This window comes from Pseudomonas sp. BP11-1-1 (assembly GCF_052112105.1).
In the GTDB taxonomy this organism is placed as follows: Bacteria; Pseudomonadota; Gammaproteobacteria; order Pseudomonadales; family Pseudomonadaceae; genus Aquipseudomonas; species Aquipseudomonas alvandae.
Window position 1 is genome coordinate 50592 of record NZ_JAUTYU010000004.1, and the last position, 17768, is coordinate 68359.

The 17768-nt window shown below is 60.5% G+C and carries 16 protein-coding genes; 13 read left to right on the top strand and 3 right to left on the bottom strand.

Annotated elements, in window-relative coordinates; all coding sequences use genetic code 11:
- The first annotated feature begins 262 nt into the window (after nt 1-262).
- From trxB to infA, 4 genes are all read left to right on the top strand, one after another.
- Nucleotides 263-1222: a thioredoxin-disulfide reductase gene (gene trxB, locus Q7C33_RS09905; RefSeq protein ID WP_334597960.1), complete on the top strand. Its 960-nt coding sequence runs from the start codon at nt 263-265 to the stop codon at nt 1220-1222.
- A gap of 69 nt (nt 1223-1291) precedes the next feature.
- Entirely contained in the window at nt 1292-1972 is a 681-nt protein-coding gene (aat, locus tag Q7C33_RS09910; protein WP_030141339.1) for a leucyl/phenylalanyl-tRNA--protein transferase, read from the top strand.
- 57 nt (nt 1973-2029) lie between these two features.
- Nucleotides 2030-2737, top strand: coding sequence for an arginyltransferase (locus Q7C33_RS09915; protein ID WP_407683326.1), 708 nt, complete (start codon nt 2030-2032; stop codon nt 2735-2737).
- 157 nt (nt 2738-2894) lie between these two features.
- A complete protein-coding gene (gene infA / locus Q7C33_RS09920) occupies nt 2895-3113 on the top strand; it encodes a translation initiation factor IF-1 (protein ID WP_002553999.1) in 219 nt (72 codons plus the stop codon).
- A gap of 282 nt (nt 3114-3395) precedes the next feature.
- Here infA and clpA read toward each other — a convergent pair whose 3' ends face one another.
- Both clpA and clpS read right to left on the bottom strand, forming a co-directional pair.
- On the bottom strand, nt 3396-5666 hold the full coding sequence (clpA, locus tag Q7C33_RS09925; protein ID WP_030141337.1) for an ATP-dependent Clp protease ATP-binding subunit ClpA: 2271 nt from the start codon (nt 5664-5666) through the stop codon (nt 3396-3398).
- A 28-nt stretch (nt 5667-5694) separates the two neighbouring features.
- Nucleotides 5695-6057 (bottom strand): ATP-dependent Clp protease adapter ClpS, encoded by a 363-nt coding sequence (gene clpS / locus Q7C33_RS09930; protein WP_030141336.1) that lies wholly within the window; start codon nt 6055-6057, stop codon nt 5695-5697.
- Nucleotides 6058-6300: 243 nt separating this feature from the next.
- On the opposite strand from clpS, the gene cspD reads away from it, so the two are divergent.
- Nucleotides 6301-6591: a cold shock domain-containing protein CspD gene (gene cspD / locus Q7C33_RS09935; RefSeq protein WP_030141335.1), complete on the top strand. Its 291-nt coding sequence runs from the start codon at nt 6301-6303 to the stop codon at nt 6589-6591.
- 71 nt (nt 6592-6662) lie between these two features.
- Here cspD and icd read toward each other — a convergent pair whose 3' ends face one another.
- Nucleotides 6663-7919 (bottom strand): NADP-dependent isocitrate dehydrogenase, encoded by a 1257-nt coding sequence (gene icd, locus Q7C33_RS09940; protein ID WP_030141334.1) that lies wholly within the window; start codon nt 7917-7919, stop codon nt 6663-6665.
- 482 nt (nt 7920-8401) lie between these two features.
- On the opposite strand from icd, the gene Q7C33_RS09945 reads away from it, so the two are divergent.
- The 8 genes from Q7C33_RS09945 (at nt 8402) to Q7C33_RS09980 (ending at nt 17363) form a co-directional block, all read left to right on the top strand.
- Nucleotides 8402-10627, top strand: a complete 2226-nt coding sequence (locus Q7C33_RS09945; RefSeq protein ID WP_407683327.1) for an NADP-dependent isocitrate dehydrogenase — start codon at nt 8402-8404, stop codon at nt 10625-10627.
- Between the two features lie 200 nt (nt 10628-10827).
- A complete protein-coding gene (locus Q7C33_RS09950; RefSeq protein ID WP_030141332.1) occupies nt 10828-11274 on the top strand; it encodes an NUDIX hydrolase in 447 nt (148 codons plus the stop codon).
- A gap of 59 nt (nt 11275-11333) precedes the next feature.
- Complete coding sequence (mnmA, locus tag Q7C33_RS09955) at nt 11334-12458, top strand: tRNA 2-thiouridine(34) synthase MnmA (protein ID WP_198796051.1); 1125 nt, start codon at nt 11334-11336, stop codon at nt 12456-12458.
- On the top strand, nt 12455-13078 hold the full coding sequence (hflD, locus tag Q7C33_RS09960; protein WP_030141330.1) for a high frequency lysogenization protein HflD: 624 nt from the start codon (nt 12455-12457) through the stop codon (nt 13076-13078). Before mnmA ends, hflD begins: the two co-directional genes overlap by 4 nt.
- A gap of 190 nt (nt 13079-13268) precedes the next feature.
- On the top strand, nt 13269-14639 hold the full coding sequence (gene purB / locus Q7C33_RS09965) for an adenylosuccinate lyase (RefSeq protein ID WP_407683328.1): 1371 nt from the start codon (nt 13269-13271) through the stop codon (nt 14637-14639).
- A gap of 83 nt (nt 14640-14722) precedes the next feature.
- Nucleotides 14723-15889 (top strand): ribosomal protein uL16 3-hydroxylase, encoded by a 1167-nt coding sequence (locus Q7C33_RS09970; RefSeq protein ID WP_407683329.1) that lies wholly within the window; start codon nt 14723-14725, stop codon nt 15887-15889.
- A complete protein-coding gene (locus Q7C33_RS09975; protein ID WP_030141327.1) occupies nt 15882-16307 on the top strand; it encodes a GNAT family N-acetyltransferase in 426 nt (141 codons plus the stop codon). Before Q7C33_RS09970 ends, Q7C33_RS09975 begins: the two co-directional genes overlap by 8 nt.
- Before the next feature lie 294 nt (nt 16308-16601).
- Nucleotides 16602-17363 (top strand): secretin N-terminal domain-containing protein, encoded by a 762-nt coding sequence (locus tag Q7C33_RS09980; protein WP_323155605.1) that lies wholly within the window; start codon nt 16602-16604, stop codon nt 17361-17363.
- Nucleotides 17364-17768 lie beyond the last annotated feature (405 nt).

Consider the following 17768-nt stretch of genomic DNA (forward strand, 5'->3'; position numbering starts at 1 on the left):
TGCCCGTGACGAGCAGGTAAAAAAGTGAATGTGCACATCCGGTACTACTTTTACCACTGTGGCATGCGTCCGGAAAACCGCAGGTGTTGCCGAAGATTTTGATCTTTTGCCTTCCCTGCGCTCAAAACTCAAGCATTGTACGGGTTTGTCATGCCCAAGGCATTGCCCGCACGCTCGGCGACAGCATAGCCATGATCAGGGTTCCAGGGCGCCAATTTGAGCATGCATTCTCTTTTGTGACAAAGGCTTATGAGGTGTTTTTATGAGCGAAGCGAAGCATTCACGCCTGATTATTCTCGGTTCCGGCCCTGCAGGGTACAGCGCTGCTGTCTATGCGGCCCGTGCCAACCTCAAACCCGTTGTCATCACCGGCCTACAGGCCGGTGGCCAGCTGACCACCACGGTTGAAGTCGATAACTGGCCCGGCGACGTCGAAGGCCTGACCGGCCCGGTGCTGATGGAACGCATGCAGCGGCATGCCGAGCGCTTCGACACGCAGATCGTCTACGACCATATCCACACCGCCAAGTTGCAACAGCGCCCGTTCGAACTCATCGGTGACAGCGGCACCTACACCTGCGACGCGCTGATTATCGCCACTGGCGCCTCGGCCCAGTACCTCGGCCTGCCGTCGGAGGAAACCTTCGCCGGCAAAGGTGTTTCAGCCTGCGCGACCTGCGACGGTTTTTTCTACCGAAACCAGGTAGTGGCAGTGGTCGGCGGCGGCAACACCGCCGTCGAGGAAGCCCTGTACTTGTCGAACATCGCCAAGGAGGTGCACTTGATCCACCGGCGGGACAAGCTGCGCTCGGAAAAGATATTGCAAGACAAGCTTTTCGAGAAAGCCACCAACGGCAATATCCGCCTGCACTGGAACCAGAACCTGGACGAAGTTCTCGGCGATGCCAGTGGCGTGACCGGCGCGCGCCTGCGGCACAGCGAGAGCGGCAAAACCAGTACGCTGTCCCTGGCCGGGGTCTTCATCGCCATCGGTCATAAGCCCAACACCGACCTGTTCCAGGGGCAACTGAAGATGCGCGACGGCTATTTGATCGTGCGCGGCGGCAGCGAAGGCAACGCCACGGCCACCGACATCGAAGGTGTGTTTGCCGCCGGCGATGTGGCCGATCATGTCTACCGCCAGGCCATTACTTCCGCCGGTGCCGGGTGCATGGCCGCCCTGGATGCGGAAAAGTATCTCGATGACATCCCGGCCGTTTGACGGTTAACCTCTAGGCGGGCTCTGGTTCATCTGGAGCGCCGCCCTCCCCTTCTGCAAGCCCGGACACCCATGCTGACTTGGTTACAACGCAACACCTTCGATTTTCCGCCACTGGAAAAAGCCATGCGCGACCCCAACGGCTTGCTCGCCGCCGGTGGGGATCTGTCCGCCGACCGCTTGATCCAGGCCTATCGCCACGGTTGTTTTCCGTGGTTTTCCGAAGGCCAGCCGATCCTGTGGTGGTCGCCGGATCCGCGTACGGTGCTGTTTCCCGACGAGCTGCATGTCTCGCGCAGCCTGGGCAAGCTACTGCGCAAGCGCCGCTATGAAGTGACGTTCGACCGGGATTTCGCCGCCGTCATCAAGGCCTGCGCCGCGCCCCGCGATTATGCCGACGGCACCTGGATCACCGAAGCCATGCAGACCGCTTATCTGGAACTGCACCGACGCGGCTTCGCCCATTCGGTGGAAGTCTGGGATCAAGGCGCACTGGTGGGTGGCCTGTACGGCCTGGCGATGGGGCAACTGTTTTTTGGCGAGTCCATGTTCAGCCGGGCAGACAATGCGTCGAAATTCGGCTTCGCAACCCTGGTCCAACATCTCAAGGAGGCGGGTTTCGTGCTGATCGACTGCCAGATGCCTACGGAGCACCTGCACAGCCTGGGCGCGCGGTCGATCCCCCGCACGACGTTTGCCGGCTACCTGAAGGCGCATCTGGACCAACCGAACCACGCCACCTGGGTTTGCTGAGCGATATTCGCGCTCCTGGCTTACACTTGAATTTGAAGCTTATACCGAGGGTTGATCATGACCGAGTTGGCGCGCTTGAAGTTCTATGCCACTCAACCCCACTCCTGCAGTTACCTGCCCGAGGAGCAGGCCACGACCCTGTTCCTCGACCCTAGCCAGCCCATGGATGTGCATGTCTACGCAGATCTGTCGGAGATGGGCTTTCGTCGCAGCGGCGATCACCTCTACCGGCCCCATTGCCAGCACTGCAATGCGTGCGTTCCGGCGCGCATCCCCGTGGCCCGATTCACCCCCAACCGGCAGCAGAAGCGTATTTTCAAGCGCAACGCCGACGTACAGGTCCGCCCCGCCAAGCCGCAGTTCACCGAAGAATATTTCGACCTGTACCAGCGCTACATCGAACAACGCCACGCCGACGGCGACATGTACCCGCCCAGCCGGGACCAGTTTTCGACCTTCCTGGTCCGCGACCTTCCGTTCTCACGTTTTTATGAGTTCCGCCTCGAGGGTCGGCTGGTGACCATCGCCGTCACCGACCTGCTGCCCAACGGCCTCTCGGCGGTCTACACCTTCTATGAGCCCGACGAAGAAAAGCGCAGCCTCGGACGCTACGCAATCCTCTGGCAGATCAACGAATGCCGACGCCTGGGCCTGGAAGCGGTGTACTTGGGCTACTGGATCAAGAACTGCAAAAAAATGAACTACAAGACCCAATATCGGCCCATTGAATTACTCATCAACCAGCGGTGGGTTGTCCTGAACTAGGGGCCGCTCGTAGCCTGCGCTTTATCCAAGCGCCGCATTCATTGAGTAACTCCGAAGAACCCCTTGGCTTGCCCCCCCTTTTTCGGGCACAATGCACGCCGCTTTTGCCTGGCGCAGTTGCACCGGGCCATTCACTGGATACCGAGGGCTTTACTGCATGTCGAAAGAAGACAGCTTCGAAATGGAAGGCACTGTCGTCGACACCCTGCCCAACACCATGTTTCGTGTGGAGTTGGAAAATGGGCACGTCGTAACCGCGCATATCTCCGGCAAGATGCGCAAGAACTACATTCGTATTCTTACCGGTGACAAAGTGCGCGTCGAGCTGACGCCCTATGACTTGAGCAAAGGGCGCATCACTTACCGCGCTCGCTAACAAGTCAATACAAAACGCCCGGCTCATGTCGGGCGTTTTTGTTTGCCTGGGATTTGCCCCAATCTTCAGAACACACGCCCCCCTGTGGGAGCGAGCTTGCTCGCGAAGGCGGCGGCACAAGCACCGTTGATGCAAGCTGCCCCACCGCTATCGCGAGCAAGCTCGCTCCCACAGGGATTGGTGATAAAACGCAATCTTGTTCCATGCCCACAGCAGCGCCTGGTAGGCATGGAACAGCAAAAAGGCGCCTTTCGGCGCCTTTCGCTTTGTTGCAGGTAACGATCAAGCCATTTCGGCCGTAGTTTCGAAGTCGAAAGTCAGCTCGCCGTCCTTGATGTCGATGTGAACCACACCGCCATGCTCGGCCAGTTCGCCAAACAGGATCTCCTCCGCCAGCGGACGCTTGATCTTGTCCTGGATCAAGCGAGCCATCGGCCGCGCGCCCATCGTCACGTCGTAACCACCTTCCGCCAGCCAGCTGCGCGCCGCATCGGTGACCTCCAGCAATACACGCTTGTCTTCGAGCTGCGCCTGAAGTTCGGTAAGGAACTTGTCCACCACGCTCTTGATGACCTCATGGCTGAGGCGACCAAACTGGATAATGGTGTCCAGGCGGTTGCGAAATTCAGGCGTGAAGCTCTTCTTGATCACTTCCATCGCATCGGACGAGTGGTCCTGATGGGTGAAACCGATCGAAGCGCGCGCCGCGGTCTCGGCACCGGCGTTCGTGGTCATGATGATGATCACGTTGCGGAAATCCGCCTTGCGCCCGTTGTTATCGGTCAGCGTACCGTGGTCCATGACCTGCAGCAGCAGGTTGAAGACTTCCGGATGCGCCTTCTCGATTTCATCGAGCAACAGCACACAGTGAGGCTGCTTGGTAATCGCCTCGGTCAACAGGCCGCCCTGGTCGAAACCGACATAGCCCGGAGGCGCACCGATCAGACGCGATACAGTGTGGCGCTCCATGTACTCGGACATGTCGAAGCGCACCAGCTCGATGCCCATCGCCTTGGCCAGCTGCCGTGCCGCCTCGGTCTTGCCGACCCCGGTAGGCCCGGCGAACAGGAAGGAACCGACCGGCTTGTCCGGCGACTTGAGTCCCGCGCGGGACAGCTTGATGGCGGTCGAGAGCGAGTCGATGGCCGCATCCTGGCCGAACACCGTCAGCTTCAGGTCACGCTCCAGGTTACGTAGCAGTTCCTTGTCGGAGCTGGTGACGTGTTTTGGCGGAATCCGCGCGATTTTGGCGACGATGTCCTCGACTTGCGGCACCTCGATACGCTTGACGCGATTCTCCACCGGCTGCAGCCGCTGGTAGGCGCCCGCCTCGTCGATGACGTCGATGGCCTTGTCCGGCATGTGCCGATCATTGATGTAGCGTGACGCCAGCTCGGCAGCGGCGCGCAATGCCTCGTCGCTGTATTCGATGTTGTGGTGCAGCTCGAAACGCCCTTTCAGGCCACGCAGGATGCCGATGGTGTCTTCCACCGACGGCTCCGACACATCGACCTTCTGGAAACGCCGTGCCAGGGCACGGTCCTTCTCGAAGATCCCACGGAATTCCTGGAACGTGGTCGAGCCGATGCAACGGATATCACCCGAGGACAGCAGCGGTTTGAGCAGGTTCGAGGCATCCATGACGCCACCCGACGCAGCGCCCGCGCCGATGATGGTGTGGATCTCGTCGATGAACAGGATTGCTTGCGGGCGTTTTTTCAGCTCGCCGAGCAGCGCCTTGAAGCGCTTCTCGAAATCGCCACGGTATTTGGTACCGGCCAGCAAGGCCCCCAGGTCGAGGGAATACACCACACTGTTGGCCAGCAGATCCGGCACCTGGTTGTCGACGATGCGCTTGGCCAGGCCTTCGGCGATTGCGGTCTTGCCCACGCCTGCCTCACCCACCAGCAACGGGTTGTTCTTGCGGCGCCGGGCGAGAATCTGCGCAACGCGCTCGACTTCCGCCTCGCGCCCAACCAGCGGATCGATGCGGCCTTGGCGGGCCAGCTCGTTCAGGTTGCTGGCATACGCGTCCAGCGGATTGCCTGAAGAAGAAGACTCACCGCCCTCGTCGTCCTGCATATCCTGTTCACCCTCGGAATGATCGCCATGCCCCGGCACTTTGGAAATGCCATGGGCAATGTAGTTGACGACATCGATACGCGCGACGCTCTGCTGCTTGAGCAGGAACACCGCCTGGCTTTCCTGCTCACTGAAGATGGCGACCAGCACGTTGGCCCCGGTCACTTCACGCTTGCCCGAGCTCTGCACATGGAAGACAGCACGTTGCAGCACCCGCTGGAAGCCCAGGGTTGGCTGGGTTTCGCGATCCTCGTCGTGAACGGGGATCAGTGGCGTGGTGGAGTCGATGAACTCTTGCAAATCGTGCTTGAGTTTGTCGAGGTTCGCGCCGCAGGCACGCAAAACGGTGGCGGCAGCCTCGTTATCCAGTAGGGCCAACAGCAGGTGTTCGACTGTCATGAACTCATGACGCTTCGAACGAGCCTCCTTGAAGGCAAGATTGAGGGTGACTTCGAGCTCGCGGTTTAACATGGTTCACCTCATACCCAAGTGGTCGGCGTTAACCGTCCTTCTCGATTTCACAGAGTAGCGGATGCTGGCTTTCCCTGGCGTACTGGTTGACCTGCATGGCCTTGGTCTCCGCGATGTCGCGGGTAAACACACCACATACTGCCCGTCCCTCTGTATGAACGGCCAGCATGACCTTGGTCGCCAGCTCACGATTCAGGTTGAAAAACACCTCGAGCACTTCGACGACGAAATCCATCGGTGTGTAGTCATCGTTGAACAAAACCACCTTGTACATCGGTGGAGCCTGTAAAGCGGGCTTTGATTCCTGAACAGCAATGCCCGCTGAATCGTCGTCATGTTGATCCGGGCGATCCTGATTGAATGTTAGTCGAATCTGGCTGATTGCATGCATGGAAAGAAAGGTTCGTTTTAGTTGGCAAATACAGTGATGGGGCCGCTTGCGGGCGATTTCAACCGCTACCGCCCGATCACCTTGACTAACGGCAAATCGGTGTTACAACCAATAGAGCCCACCGTGGGTTAAAAAGGTCCGCGAAGTCAATCCGATTTCCATGATCGACGGCGGATCATCAGGATGATACTCCGTTGCCGGGGTGTGTTGCAGAGGGAAATTGGTATGTCAGGTACCACCAGCATGCGAGTCAAGGGAAAGGTCAAATGGTTCAATAACGCCAAGGGCTACGGTTTCATTATCCAGGACGGGAAGGACGAAGACCTCTTCGCTCATTACTCCGTCATTCAGATGGACGGCTATAAAACCCTGAAGGCAGGTCAGCCCGTGACGTTCTGCATGATACAAGGGCCAAAGGGCATACATGCCGTTGAAATTCGTCCGGTCGCCGTCGACGCTGAGAGCACTCAGGCCAGCGAAAAGCCAGAGCCGACCAGGGTCCACGTCAAGCCTCGGGTCACCGAGGACCACTAAAGGCCTGCCCCACCCATGAAAATGCCCGGTTTCGATCACTCGAACCGGGCATTTTTGTGTCCAGGCTTCGCTTACATATGGGAAATCAGCGCATCGCCGAAGCCGGAAGACGACACCAACTTGGCACCGTCCATCAGGCGCTCGAAGTCATAGGTCACGGTCTTGGCCGAAATCGCACCGTTGGTGCCCTTGATGATCAGGTCGGCCGCTTCAGTCCAACCCATGTGGCGCAGCATCATTTCCGCCGACAGGATCAACGACCCCGGGTTGACCTGGTCCTTGCCTGCGTATTTGGGCGCGGTACCGTGGGTGGCTTCGAACATCGCCACGGTGTCGGACAGGTTGGCGCCCGGCGCGATGCCGATACCACCTACTTCCGCCGCCAGGGCATCGGAGAGGTAGTCGCCGTTGAGGTTCAGGGTGGCGATCACGTCATATTCAGCCGGACGCAGCAGGATCTGCTGGAGCATGGCGTCGGCGATGGCGTCCTTGACCACGACATTCTTGCCGGTCTTCGGATTCTTGAACTGCATCCATGGCCCGCCGTCGAGCAAGGTTGCGCCGAACTCTTCGGCCGCCACTTCGTAGGCCCATTCCTTGAAGGCACCTTCGGTGAACTTCATGATGTTGCCTTTGTGCACGATGGTCAGCGAGTCGCGGTCGTTATCGACGACATATTGCAAGGCCTTGCGAGCCAGGCGCTTGGTGCCCTGTTTGGAAACCGGCTTGACACCGATACCGCAATCTTCGTCGAAGCGGATCTTGGTGACGCCCATTTCTTCTTTAAGGAACTTGATGACTTTGGTGGCTTCGGCCGAACCGGCCTTCCACTCGATGCCGGCATAGATGTCTTCGGAGTTCTCGCGGAAGATCGTCATGTCCACGTCGCCAGGTTTCTTGACCGGGCTGGGCACGCCTTCGAACCAACGCACCGGGCGCAGGCAGACATACAGGTCGAGTTGCTGGCGCAGCGCCACGTTCAGCGAGCGGATACCACCACCGACCGGCGTGGTCAGCGGACCCTTGATGGAAACCACGTAGTCCTTGACCGCGTCCAGGGTTTCCTGGGGGAGCCAGGTGTCCTGGTCATAGACCTGCGTGGCTTTTTCACCGGCATAGACTTCCATCCAGGAAATCTTGCGCTTGCCGCCGTACGCCTTCTCGACCGCGGCGTCGACCACCTTGATCATGACGGGACTGATATCAACGCCAATGCCGTCGCCTTCGATGAAGGGGATGATCGGATTGTCGGGAACATTAAGAGAATGGTCTGCGTTGACGGTGATTTTGTCACCGACGGCTGGAACCTGAATCTTTTGATACCCCATGCTGAACTCCATTGCTTGGATTGAACATCTGGCTTGCGTTCGAGCGTAACCCAGTTGAATCGGCACGCAAACCCTACGTTCGGCCCATCCCGGGCAAATCAATCAACTTCGCCACGTACAAGCCTGATAAACAAGGGAAAAGCGCCAAACTTGAGCATAGTCCAAGTCCCCGGCATGCGACGTTTAGACCAATGGACGTGTACGGAAGTCTATGAACCGTCGGCAGATCGCCAGCTACCTATGTATAATGCCGCCGCTGACCACAGGGTCACGACGGCTGACGGCTCTATAACGAGACTTTCCGCCAACTTGAAAGCCGGACCGTTACCGCGGCCCGACCGCTTGACGCTCGACTGATGCACCCAACATCACCGCGAAGAAACCTCGACATTCGGCTCACGGATGACTTTGAACGAACGCGCTTACCCGGCGCCCCTCGAGTTTCTGCGCATGCTTTAGCAAAGAAGAGAGTTAATCCGAATATGCCCACCCGCTCGAAGATCATCTATACCTTCACCGACGAAGCGCCTGCCCTCGCCACCTATTCGCTGCTGCCGATCGTCGAAGCCTTCACCGCTTCGGCCGACATCGCCGTGGAGACCCGCGACATCTCCCTCGCAGGGCGCATCCTGGCCAGCTTCCCCGAGCAACTGGGTGACAAAGCCGTAGCCGACCACCTTGCCGAACTGGGCGACCTGGCCGTTACGCCTGAAGCCAACATCATCAAGCTGCCGAACATCAGCGCCTCGGTGCCGCAACTGCAGGCCGCGATCAAGGAATTGCAGGCCCAGGGCTACGCACTGCCGGATTACCCGGAAACCGTGACCACCGACGCCGAGAAAGAAGCTCGCGCTCGCTATGACAAGGTCAAGGGCAGCGCCGTGAACCCGGTCCTGCGCGAAGGCAACTCCGACCGTCGTGCGCCGCTGTCGGTCAAGAACTACGCCCGCAAGCACCCGCACAAGATGGGCGCCTGGGCTGCCGACTCCAAGTCCCACGTCGCTCACATGAACGCCGGCGATTTCTACGGCAGCGAAAAAGCCGCCCTGATCGACGCCGCGGGCAGCGTGAAGATCGAGCTGATCGCCAAGGACGGCACCGCCACCGTCCTGAAGGAAAAGACCACCGTTCAAGCCGGTGAGATCCTCGATTGCGCCGTGCTGAGCAAAAACGCCCTGCGCAACTTCATCGCCGCCGAAATCGAAGACGCCAAGCAAAAAGGCGTCCTGCTGTCGGTCCACCTGAAAGCCACCATGATGAAGGTCTCCGACCCGATCATGTTCGGCCAGATCGTCGCCGAGTACTACAAGGACGCGCTGACCAAGCACGCCGAAGTGCTGGAGCAGATCGGTTTCAACCTGAACAACGGCATCGGCGACCTGTACGCCCGCATCAAGGCCCTGCCGGCCGAGCAGCAGGCCCAGATCGAAGCCGACATCCAGGCGGTCTACGCCGTGCGTCCAGCACTGGCGATGGTCAACTCCGACAAGGGCATCACCAACCTGCACGTGCCGAGCGACGTCATCGTCGACGCCTCGATGCCAGCCATGATCCGTGACTCCGGCAAGATGTGGGGCACCGACGGCCAGCTGCACGACACCAAGGCCGTGATCCCGGATCGCTGCTACGCCACCATCTACCAGGCGGTGATCGAAGACTGCAAGCAACACGGCGCCTTCGATCCGACTACCATGGGCAGCGTGCCAAACGTTGGCCTGATGGCCAAGAAAGCCGAAGAGTACGGTTCCCACGACAAGACCTTCCAGATCAAGGCCGACGGCGTGGTCCGCGTTTCGGACAACAACGGTCGCACCCTGCTGGAGCAGAACGTCGAGGCTGGTGATATCTTCCGTATGTGCCAGATCAAGGACGCGCCGATCCAGGATTGGGTCAAGCTGGCCGTCAACCGTGCCCGCGCCAGCGCCACCCCGGCGATCTTCTGGCTCGACCCGATGCGTGCCCACGACGGCGTGATGATCGAGAAGGTCCAGGCTTACCTGAAGGACCACGACACCAGCGGCCTGGACATCCGCATCATGTCGCCTGTCGACGCGATGAAATTCACCCTGGCTCGCACCCGCGAAGGCAAGGACACCATTTCGGTGACCGGCAACGTACTGCGCGACTACCTGACCGACCTGTTCCCGATCATGGAACTGGGCACCAGCGCCAAGATGCTGTCGATCGTGCCGCTGATGAACGGTGGCGGCCTGTTCGAAACCGGCGCCGGCGGTTCGGCACCCAAGCACGTGCAGCAACTGCTGGAAGAAAACTTCCTGCGCTGGGATTCCCTGGGCGAGTTCCTGGCCCTGGCCGCTTCCCTGGAACACCTGAGCGTGACCTACAACAATCCCAAGGCGCTGGTGCTGGCCAAGACCCTCGACCAGGCGACTGGCGAGTTCCTGGATCGCAACAAGTCGCCTTCGCGCAAGGTCGGCGGCATCGACAACCGCGGCAGCCACTTCTACCTGACCCTGTTCTGGGCCCAGGCATTGTCCGCCCAGGATGACGACGCAGCCCTCAAGGCGCAGTTCACCACGCTGGCCAAGACCCTGACCGACAACGAAGAAAAAATCGTTGCCGAGCTCAATGCGGTCCAGGGCAAGCCCGTGGACATCGGCGGCTACTACTTCGCCAACCCGGAACTGACCCGCAAGGCCATGCGCCCGAGCAACACCTTCAACGCGGCGATTGCTGCGCTGGTGTAAGGTTGCAAGGAAGCACCACGAACCCCGGCCTTGTGCCGGGGTTTGTGTTTTTATGCATACCCTATTTGCCCCTGTGGGAGCGGGCTTGCTCGCGAAGGCAATTTATCATTCAACATTTGCATTGACTGACACACCGCTTTCGCGAGCAAGCCCGCTCCCACAGGGGATTCGCATCTCAATCCAACAATAGAGGAACCATCATGGACTGGAACCCCCACATCACCGTCGCCACCATCGTCGAAGACCACGGCCGCTTCCTGATGGTGGAAGAATCCAAGGGCGGCCGCGCAGTACTCAACCAGCCCGCCGGCCACCTGGACCCCAACGAAACCCTGATCGAAGCCGCCGTGCGCGAAACCCTCGAAGAAACCGGCTGGGACGTCGAGCCCACCAGCGTCACCGGCATCTACCTCTACACCGCCCCGAGCAACGGCGTGACCTACCAACGGGTCTGCTTCGCCGCCAAAGCCCTGAAACACCATCCCGAATACCAACTGGACGACGGCATCCTCGGCGCCAAATGGCTGTCCCGTGACGAACTGCTCGAACAGCGCGATCACTGGCGCAGCGAGCTGATCATCCGCTGCATCGACGATTACCTGGCCGGCCATCGCCATAGCCTGGCGCTTATCCGCCCTTCTCTTTAGCCTTGCGCGCCCGGGCCTGATAGAATCGCGTCCTTTTTCAAGACACTCATTGAATTCCTATGCGTGATCCAGCCTCTTCGAACACCCCAAAGCAACGCGTCATCGTCGGCATGTCCGGTGGCGTGGACTCTTCCGTTTCCGCCCTTCTGCTGATGGAGCAGGGTTATGAGGTGGAAGGCCTGTTCATGAAGAACTGGGAAGAAGACGACGGAACCGAATACTGCACCGCCATGGACGACCTCGCGGACGCCCAGGCCGTGTGCGACAAGATTGGCATCAAGCTGCACACCGCCAACTTCGCCGCCGAGTACTGGGACAACGTGTTCGAGCACTTCCTGGCCGAATACAAGGCCGGCCGCACGCCGAACCCGGACATCCTCTGTAACCGCGAAATCAAGTTCAAGGCATTCCTCGACTACGCGATGATGCTCGGCGCCGACCTGATCGCCACCGGCCACTACGTGCGCCGCCGCGACATCGATGGCCGCACCGAACTGCTCAAGGGCCTGGATCCGAACAAGGACCAGAGCTACTTCCTGCATGCCGTCGGCGGCGAGCAGATCGCCAAGACCCTGTTCCCGGTCGGCGAGCTGGAAAAGCCCGAAGTGCGCGCGATTGCCGAGAAACACCAGCTCGCCACCGCCAAGAAGAAGGATTCCACCGGCATCTGCTTCATTGGCGAGCGTCGCTTCAGCGACTTCCTCAAGCAGTACCTGCCGGCCCAGCCGGGCGAGATCAAGACCACCGAAGGCGAGGTCATCGGCCGTCACCATGGCCTGATGTACCACACCATCGGCCAGCGCCAGGGCCTGGGCATCGGCGGGTTGAAAGACGCTGGTGAAGAGCCGTGGTATGTGCTGGTCAAGGACCTGGAGCACAACGAGCTGATCGTCGGCCAGGGCAACGACCACCCATGGCTGTTCTCCGGCGCCCTGCTCGCCTCCGACATCTATTGGGTCAACCCGATCGACCTCAGCGAACCGCGCCGCCTGACGGCCAAGGTTCGTTATCGTCAGAGCGACCAGCCTTGCACGCTGGAGAAAACCGCCAGCGGTTATCGCGCCACGTTCGATGATCCGCAGCGAGCCGTCACGCCCGGCCAATCCGTGGTGTTCTACGACGGTGAAATCTGCCTGGGCGGCGGCGTGATCGAAGTCGCCGAGCCATGGAGCAGCAAGGCATGACGCCGATCCAGGAACAACTGACGGCGCTGGGCGGGGTATTTCTCGCCGCCGTGCTGGTGGATCGCATCGCCAAGACCGGCCAGACCAACGAAGCCGGGCTGGGCTGCATGCTCGGCAGCCTTCTGGTGCGCGACCCCAAGGACACCCTGGAAGTCTACGGCGGCGATGATCTGAACCTGCGCGAAGGCTATCGTGCCTTGATCGGCGCCCTGGAACGCGACCCCAGCGCCCTGCAACGCGAACCGCTGCGCTACGCCTTGTCGATGCTCGGGCTGGAGCGTCAGTTGGCCAAGCGCGACGACCTGCTGGAAACCATCGGCAAGCGCCTGCCGCAGATCCAATCCCAGGTCGAACATTTTGGCCCGTCCCACGAAAACGTGATCGCCGCGTGCGGCGCGCTGTACCAGGACACCTTGAGCACACTGCGCCAGCGTATCCAGGTGCATGGCGACATGCGCAACCTGCAACAACCGAGCAATGCCTCGAAGATCCGCGCGCTGTTGCTGGCCGGGATCCGCTCGGCACGCCTGTGGCGGCAGTTGGGCGGCCATCGCTGGCAACTGGTGATCAGCCGACGCAAATTGTTGAAAGAGCTTTACCCATTGATGCGCAACGAATAAGTCGCCTCGACCTTTTTTTGTGGATTTGAGGGCTGCCTTGCAGCCCAACGGGAGCAAGCTCCCTCGCCACAGGTAATAAACAGCTTTATCTCGTTACGCGTAACACGCCGGTCAGTTGGCAACGGACCGGCGTCTGTTTTCATGTATGATACGCGCCCCATTTCGTTGCCCGACTGTCCGAGAACACCCCATGCAGCTCTCTTCGCTCACTGCGGTTTCCCCTGTAGACGGCCGCTACGCCGGCAAAACCCAGGCCCTGCGCCCGATTTTCAGCGAGTACGGCCTGATCCGTGCTCGCGTCCTGGTTGAAGTGCGCTGGCTCCAGCGCCTGGCCGCCCACCCTGGCATTGGTGAAGTCCCGGCCTTTTCCGCCGAGGCCAACGCAGTGCTGAACGCCCTGGCCGACAATTTCGCCCTGGAGCACGCCGAGCGCGTCAAAGAGATCGAGCGCACCACCAACCACGACGTCAAGGCGATCGAATACCTGCTCAAGGAGCAGGCGGCCAAGCTGCCGGAACTGGCCAACGTCAGTGAGTTCATCCACTTCGCCTGCACCAGCGAGGACATCAACAACCTGTCCCACGCCCTGATGCTGCGCGAAGGCCGTGACGACGTGCTGCTGCCGCTGATGCGCCAGATCGCCCAGGCCATCCGCGAGCTGGCGATCCGTTTCGCCGACGTGCCGATGCTGTCGCGCACCCACGGTCAACCGGCTTCGCCGACCACCCTGGGCAAGGAACTGGCGAACGTGGTCTACCGCCTGGAGCGCCAGATCGCCCAGGTTGCCGCCGTGCCACTGCTGGGCAAGATCAACGGCGCCGTGGGCAACTACAACGCCCACCTGTCGGCCTACCCGGACATCGACTGGGAAGCCAACGCCCGCGCCTTCATCGAAGACGAGCTGGGCCTGAGCTTCAACCCGTACACCACCCAGATCGAGCCACACGACTACATCGCCGAGCTGTTCGACGCGATCGCACGTTTCAATACCATCCTGATCGACTTCGACCGCGACATCTGGGGCTATATCTCCCTGGGTTACTTCAAGCAGCGCACCATTGCCGGGGAAATCGGTTCCTCGACCATGCCGCACAAGGTCAACCCGATCGACTTCGAAAACTCCGAAGGCAACCTGGGCATCGCCAACGCGCTGTTCCAGCACCTGGCGAGCAAGCTGCCGATCTCCCGCTGGCAGCGCGACCTGACCGACTCCACCGTGCTGCGCAACCTGGGCGTGGGTTTCGCCCACAGCGTCATCGCCTACGAAGCCAGCCTCAAGGGCATCAGCAAGCTGGAGCTCAACGAGCAGAAGATCGCCGCTGACCTGGACGCCTGCTGGGAAGTCCTGGCCGAGCCGATCCAGACCGTGATGCGTCGCTACAACATCGAAAATCCGTATGAAAAGCTGAAAGAACTGACCCGTGGCAAGGGCATCAGCCCAGAAGCGCTGCAGACTTTCATCGATGGCCTGGACATGCCGGCCGACGCCAAGGCTGAACTGAAGAAGCTGACCCCGGCCAGCTACATCGGCAACGCGGCGGCACAAGCCAAGCGCATCTGATCCATCGCTTCACCTTGAGACGCCCGGCCGCGCCGGGCGTTTTTATTCGCGTCTGAAAAGTATGTTTTTTCAATAGGTTACACATGAATCCTGACATTCCACTGCAACTCCTGGGCGGTATCACGGCACGGGAGTTCCTGCGCGACTACTGGCAGAAGAAACCCCTGCTGATCCGCCAGGCGATTCCTGATTTCGAAAGCCCGATCGATGCCGACGAACTGGCCGGCCTTGCCCTGGAAGAAGAGGTCGAATCGCGCCTGGTGATCGAGCACGGCGAGCGCCCGTGGGAGTTGCGTCGCGGCCCGTTCGCCGAAGATGAGTTCAGCAAACTGCCCGAGCGCGAGTGGACCTTGCTGGTGCAGGCGGTCGATCAATTCGTCCCGGAAGTCAGCGAGCTGCTGGAGCATTTCCGCTTCCTGCCGAGCTGGCGCATCGACGACGTGATGATCAGCTTCGCCGCCCCGGGTGGCGGCGTGGGCCCGCACTTCGACAATTACGACGTGTTCCTGCTGCAAGGCCACGGCAAGCGCAACTGGAAGATCGGCCAGATGTGCGACTCCGAAAGCCCGCTGCTGCCCCACGCGGACCTGCGCATCCTCGCCGATTTCGAGGCCACCGACGAGTGGGTCCTGGAACCCGGTGACATGCTCTACCTGCCGCCACGCCTGGCTCATTGCGGCGTCGCCGTGGACGATTGCATGACTTATTCGGTCGGCTTCCGCGCACCGAGCGCCGCCGAAGTCCTCACCCACTTCACCGACTTCCTCAGCCAGTTCCTACCGGATGAAGAGCGTTACACCGACGCCGATGCACGCCCGGTGACCGACCCGCACCAGATCCAGCACGACGCCCTGGACCGCCTCAAGGGCCTGCTGGCCGAACACATGAGCGACGAGCGCTTGCTGCTGACCTGGTTCGGCCAATTCATGACCGAGCCACGCTACCCGGAATTGGTGGTGGGCCCGGAACTGGAAGAAGACGACTTGCTGGCCGGCCTGGAACAGGGCGCAGTGATCATCCGCAACCCGAGCGCGCGCCTGGCCTGGTCGGAAGTCGATGACGACCTGCTGCTGTTCGCCAGTGGCCAGAGCCGTTACCTGCCGGGCAAGCTGCGTGACCTGTTGAAGATGATCTGCGCCGCCGACGCGCTGCACATCGAAAACCTCGGCCCATGGCTGGCCGATGAAGACGGTCGCGGTCTCATCCATGAATTGGTCAAGCAAGGCAGCCTGGGGTTCGCCGATGAATAAAATTCACGTTCGTGTCGCAGACTGGCAAAAGGATAACGCCGAGATCCGGCGCATTCGTGAAGCGGTGTTCATTGCCGAGCAATCCGTACCACCGGAGCTGGAGTGGGATTCGGATGATCAGGACGCCGTGCATTTCCTGGCTCTCGAAGGCGACTTCCCGATCGGCACCGCGCGCCTGTTGACCGACGGCCATATCGGCCGGGTGTCAGTCCTCAAGGATTGGCGCGGGCTGAAGGTCGGCGACGCGCTGATGCAGGCGGTGATTGCCGAGGCCGAGAAACGCGGGCTCAAGCAGCAGATGCTCAGTGCCCAGGTGCATGCCACGCCGTTCTATGAGCGACTGGGGTTTGCAGTGGTCAGCGAGGAGTTTCTCGAAGCCGGCATTCCGCATGTGGACATGGTGCGGCGCTCGGCCTGAGACCCGCAGGAAGCACCACCATAATGCCCTGTGGCGAGGGGATTCATCCCCGCTGGGTTGCGCAGCAACCCCAATGAAGCTGCCTGGATTCAAACTGACACACCGCAGCGACTGATTTGGGGCTGCTTCGCAGCCCAGCGGGGATAAATCCCCTCGCCACGAAAGCGTCCTGCAACACCCAAAACGCCCCGCCATCCACCGATGCCGGGGCGTTTTGCCGTCTATCATTCAACTTGCCCCACTCGTGGCCGACAAACTGGCAATATCAAGCCTTTGTCTCGCGGAGAAATGGACATGTCCCTACGCACCCTGCTGGCCACCCTGCTGCTCGGCTGCAGCCTGTCAGTCATGGCCGACACGCAAGTCGTGCCACTGAACTACCGCACCAGCGCCGACCTGCTGCCGGTGGCGCAGAACTTCATCGGCAAGGACGGCCAGGTCAGCGCCTACGGCAACCAACTGATCGTCAACGCCGAGCCCGGCAAGATCGAAGAACTCCGGCAATTCCTGGCCCAATTGGACACCGCTCCCAAGCGCTTGCTGATCACCGTAGACACCAACGAAAACAACCTGCAGGGCGACCAGGGCTACTCGATCAACGGCGCCGCGCCCAGCCAGACCCGCATCATCAACCGCAGCACGGCCAGCCGTGACGGCGGCGTACAGCAGATCCAGGCCAGCGAAGGCCAACCAGCGCTGATCCAGGTCGGCCAGAGCGTGCCTTTCACCAGCAACCAGACTGACGGCTACGGTCGCATGCAAAGCCAGACCGAATACCGCAACGTCACCCAGGGTTTCTACGTCACCGCCAGCGTCACCGGCGAGACCGTTCATCTGAGTATCAGTACCAACCGTGACCGTATGAGCCAGGAACGTCCCGATGTAGTGAACGTGCAAAGTACCGACACAACCGTCAGCGGACGCCTTGGCGAATGGATCACCCTGGCTGGGGTGAATCGCCAGACTCAGGCCGACAAACAGGGCCTGACCCGCAGCTACTCGACCCAAGGCCGCGACGACATGATTCTGCGGGTGAAGGTCGATACCCTGAACTGAAGCACCAGAAACTGACTGATGAGTCGTATTAGACCAAAGATGTAGTGCCAGGAAAAAAGCACTACAAAACGTTTGACGAGCCAAAAAACCGAAGGCATGATGGCCTCGCTCCCGCTAATCAGGGGCCCTGGCAAGGGCCTTCGGGTCGATGCTTGCAACCACCCTGCGAGCCGATTCGTGTCTGTACCGCCCACAAGGTGTGTTTGACGAGGTTGCGACTGGAACGAAGTTGTCCCGAGGGACGGAAGCGTAACTAGGTAACCCGGCATCACTCTGAGTTCGTATAAAGGCCCACGACGCCCGAATGCGCCCGCAGTTCGCCCCTACCTGCTCACTTTCCCCTCGAGCCCATCGTTCATCCCGTCGCCACCCCGCCTTGACCGACTTGTATGCCAGCCTCCTGGT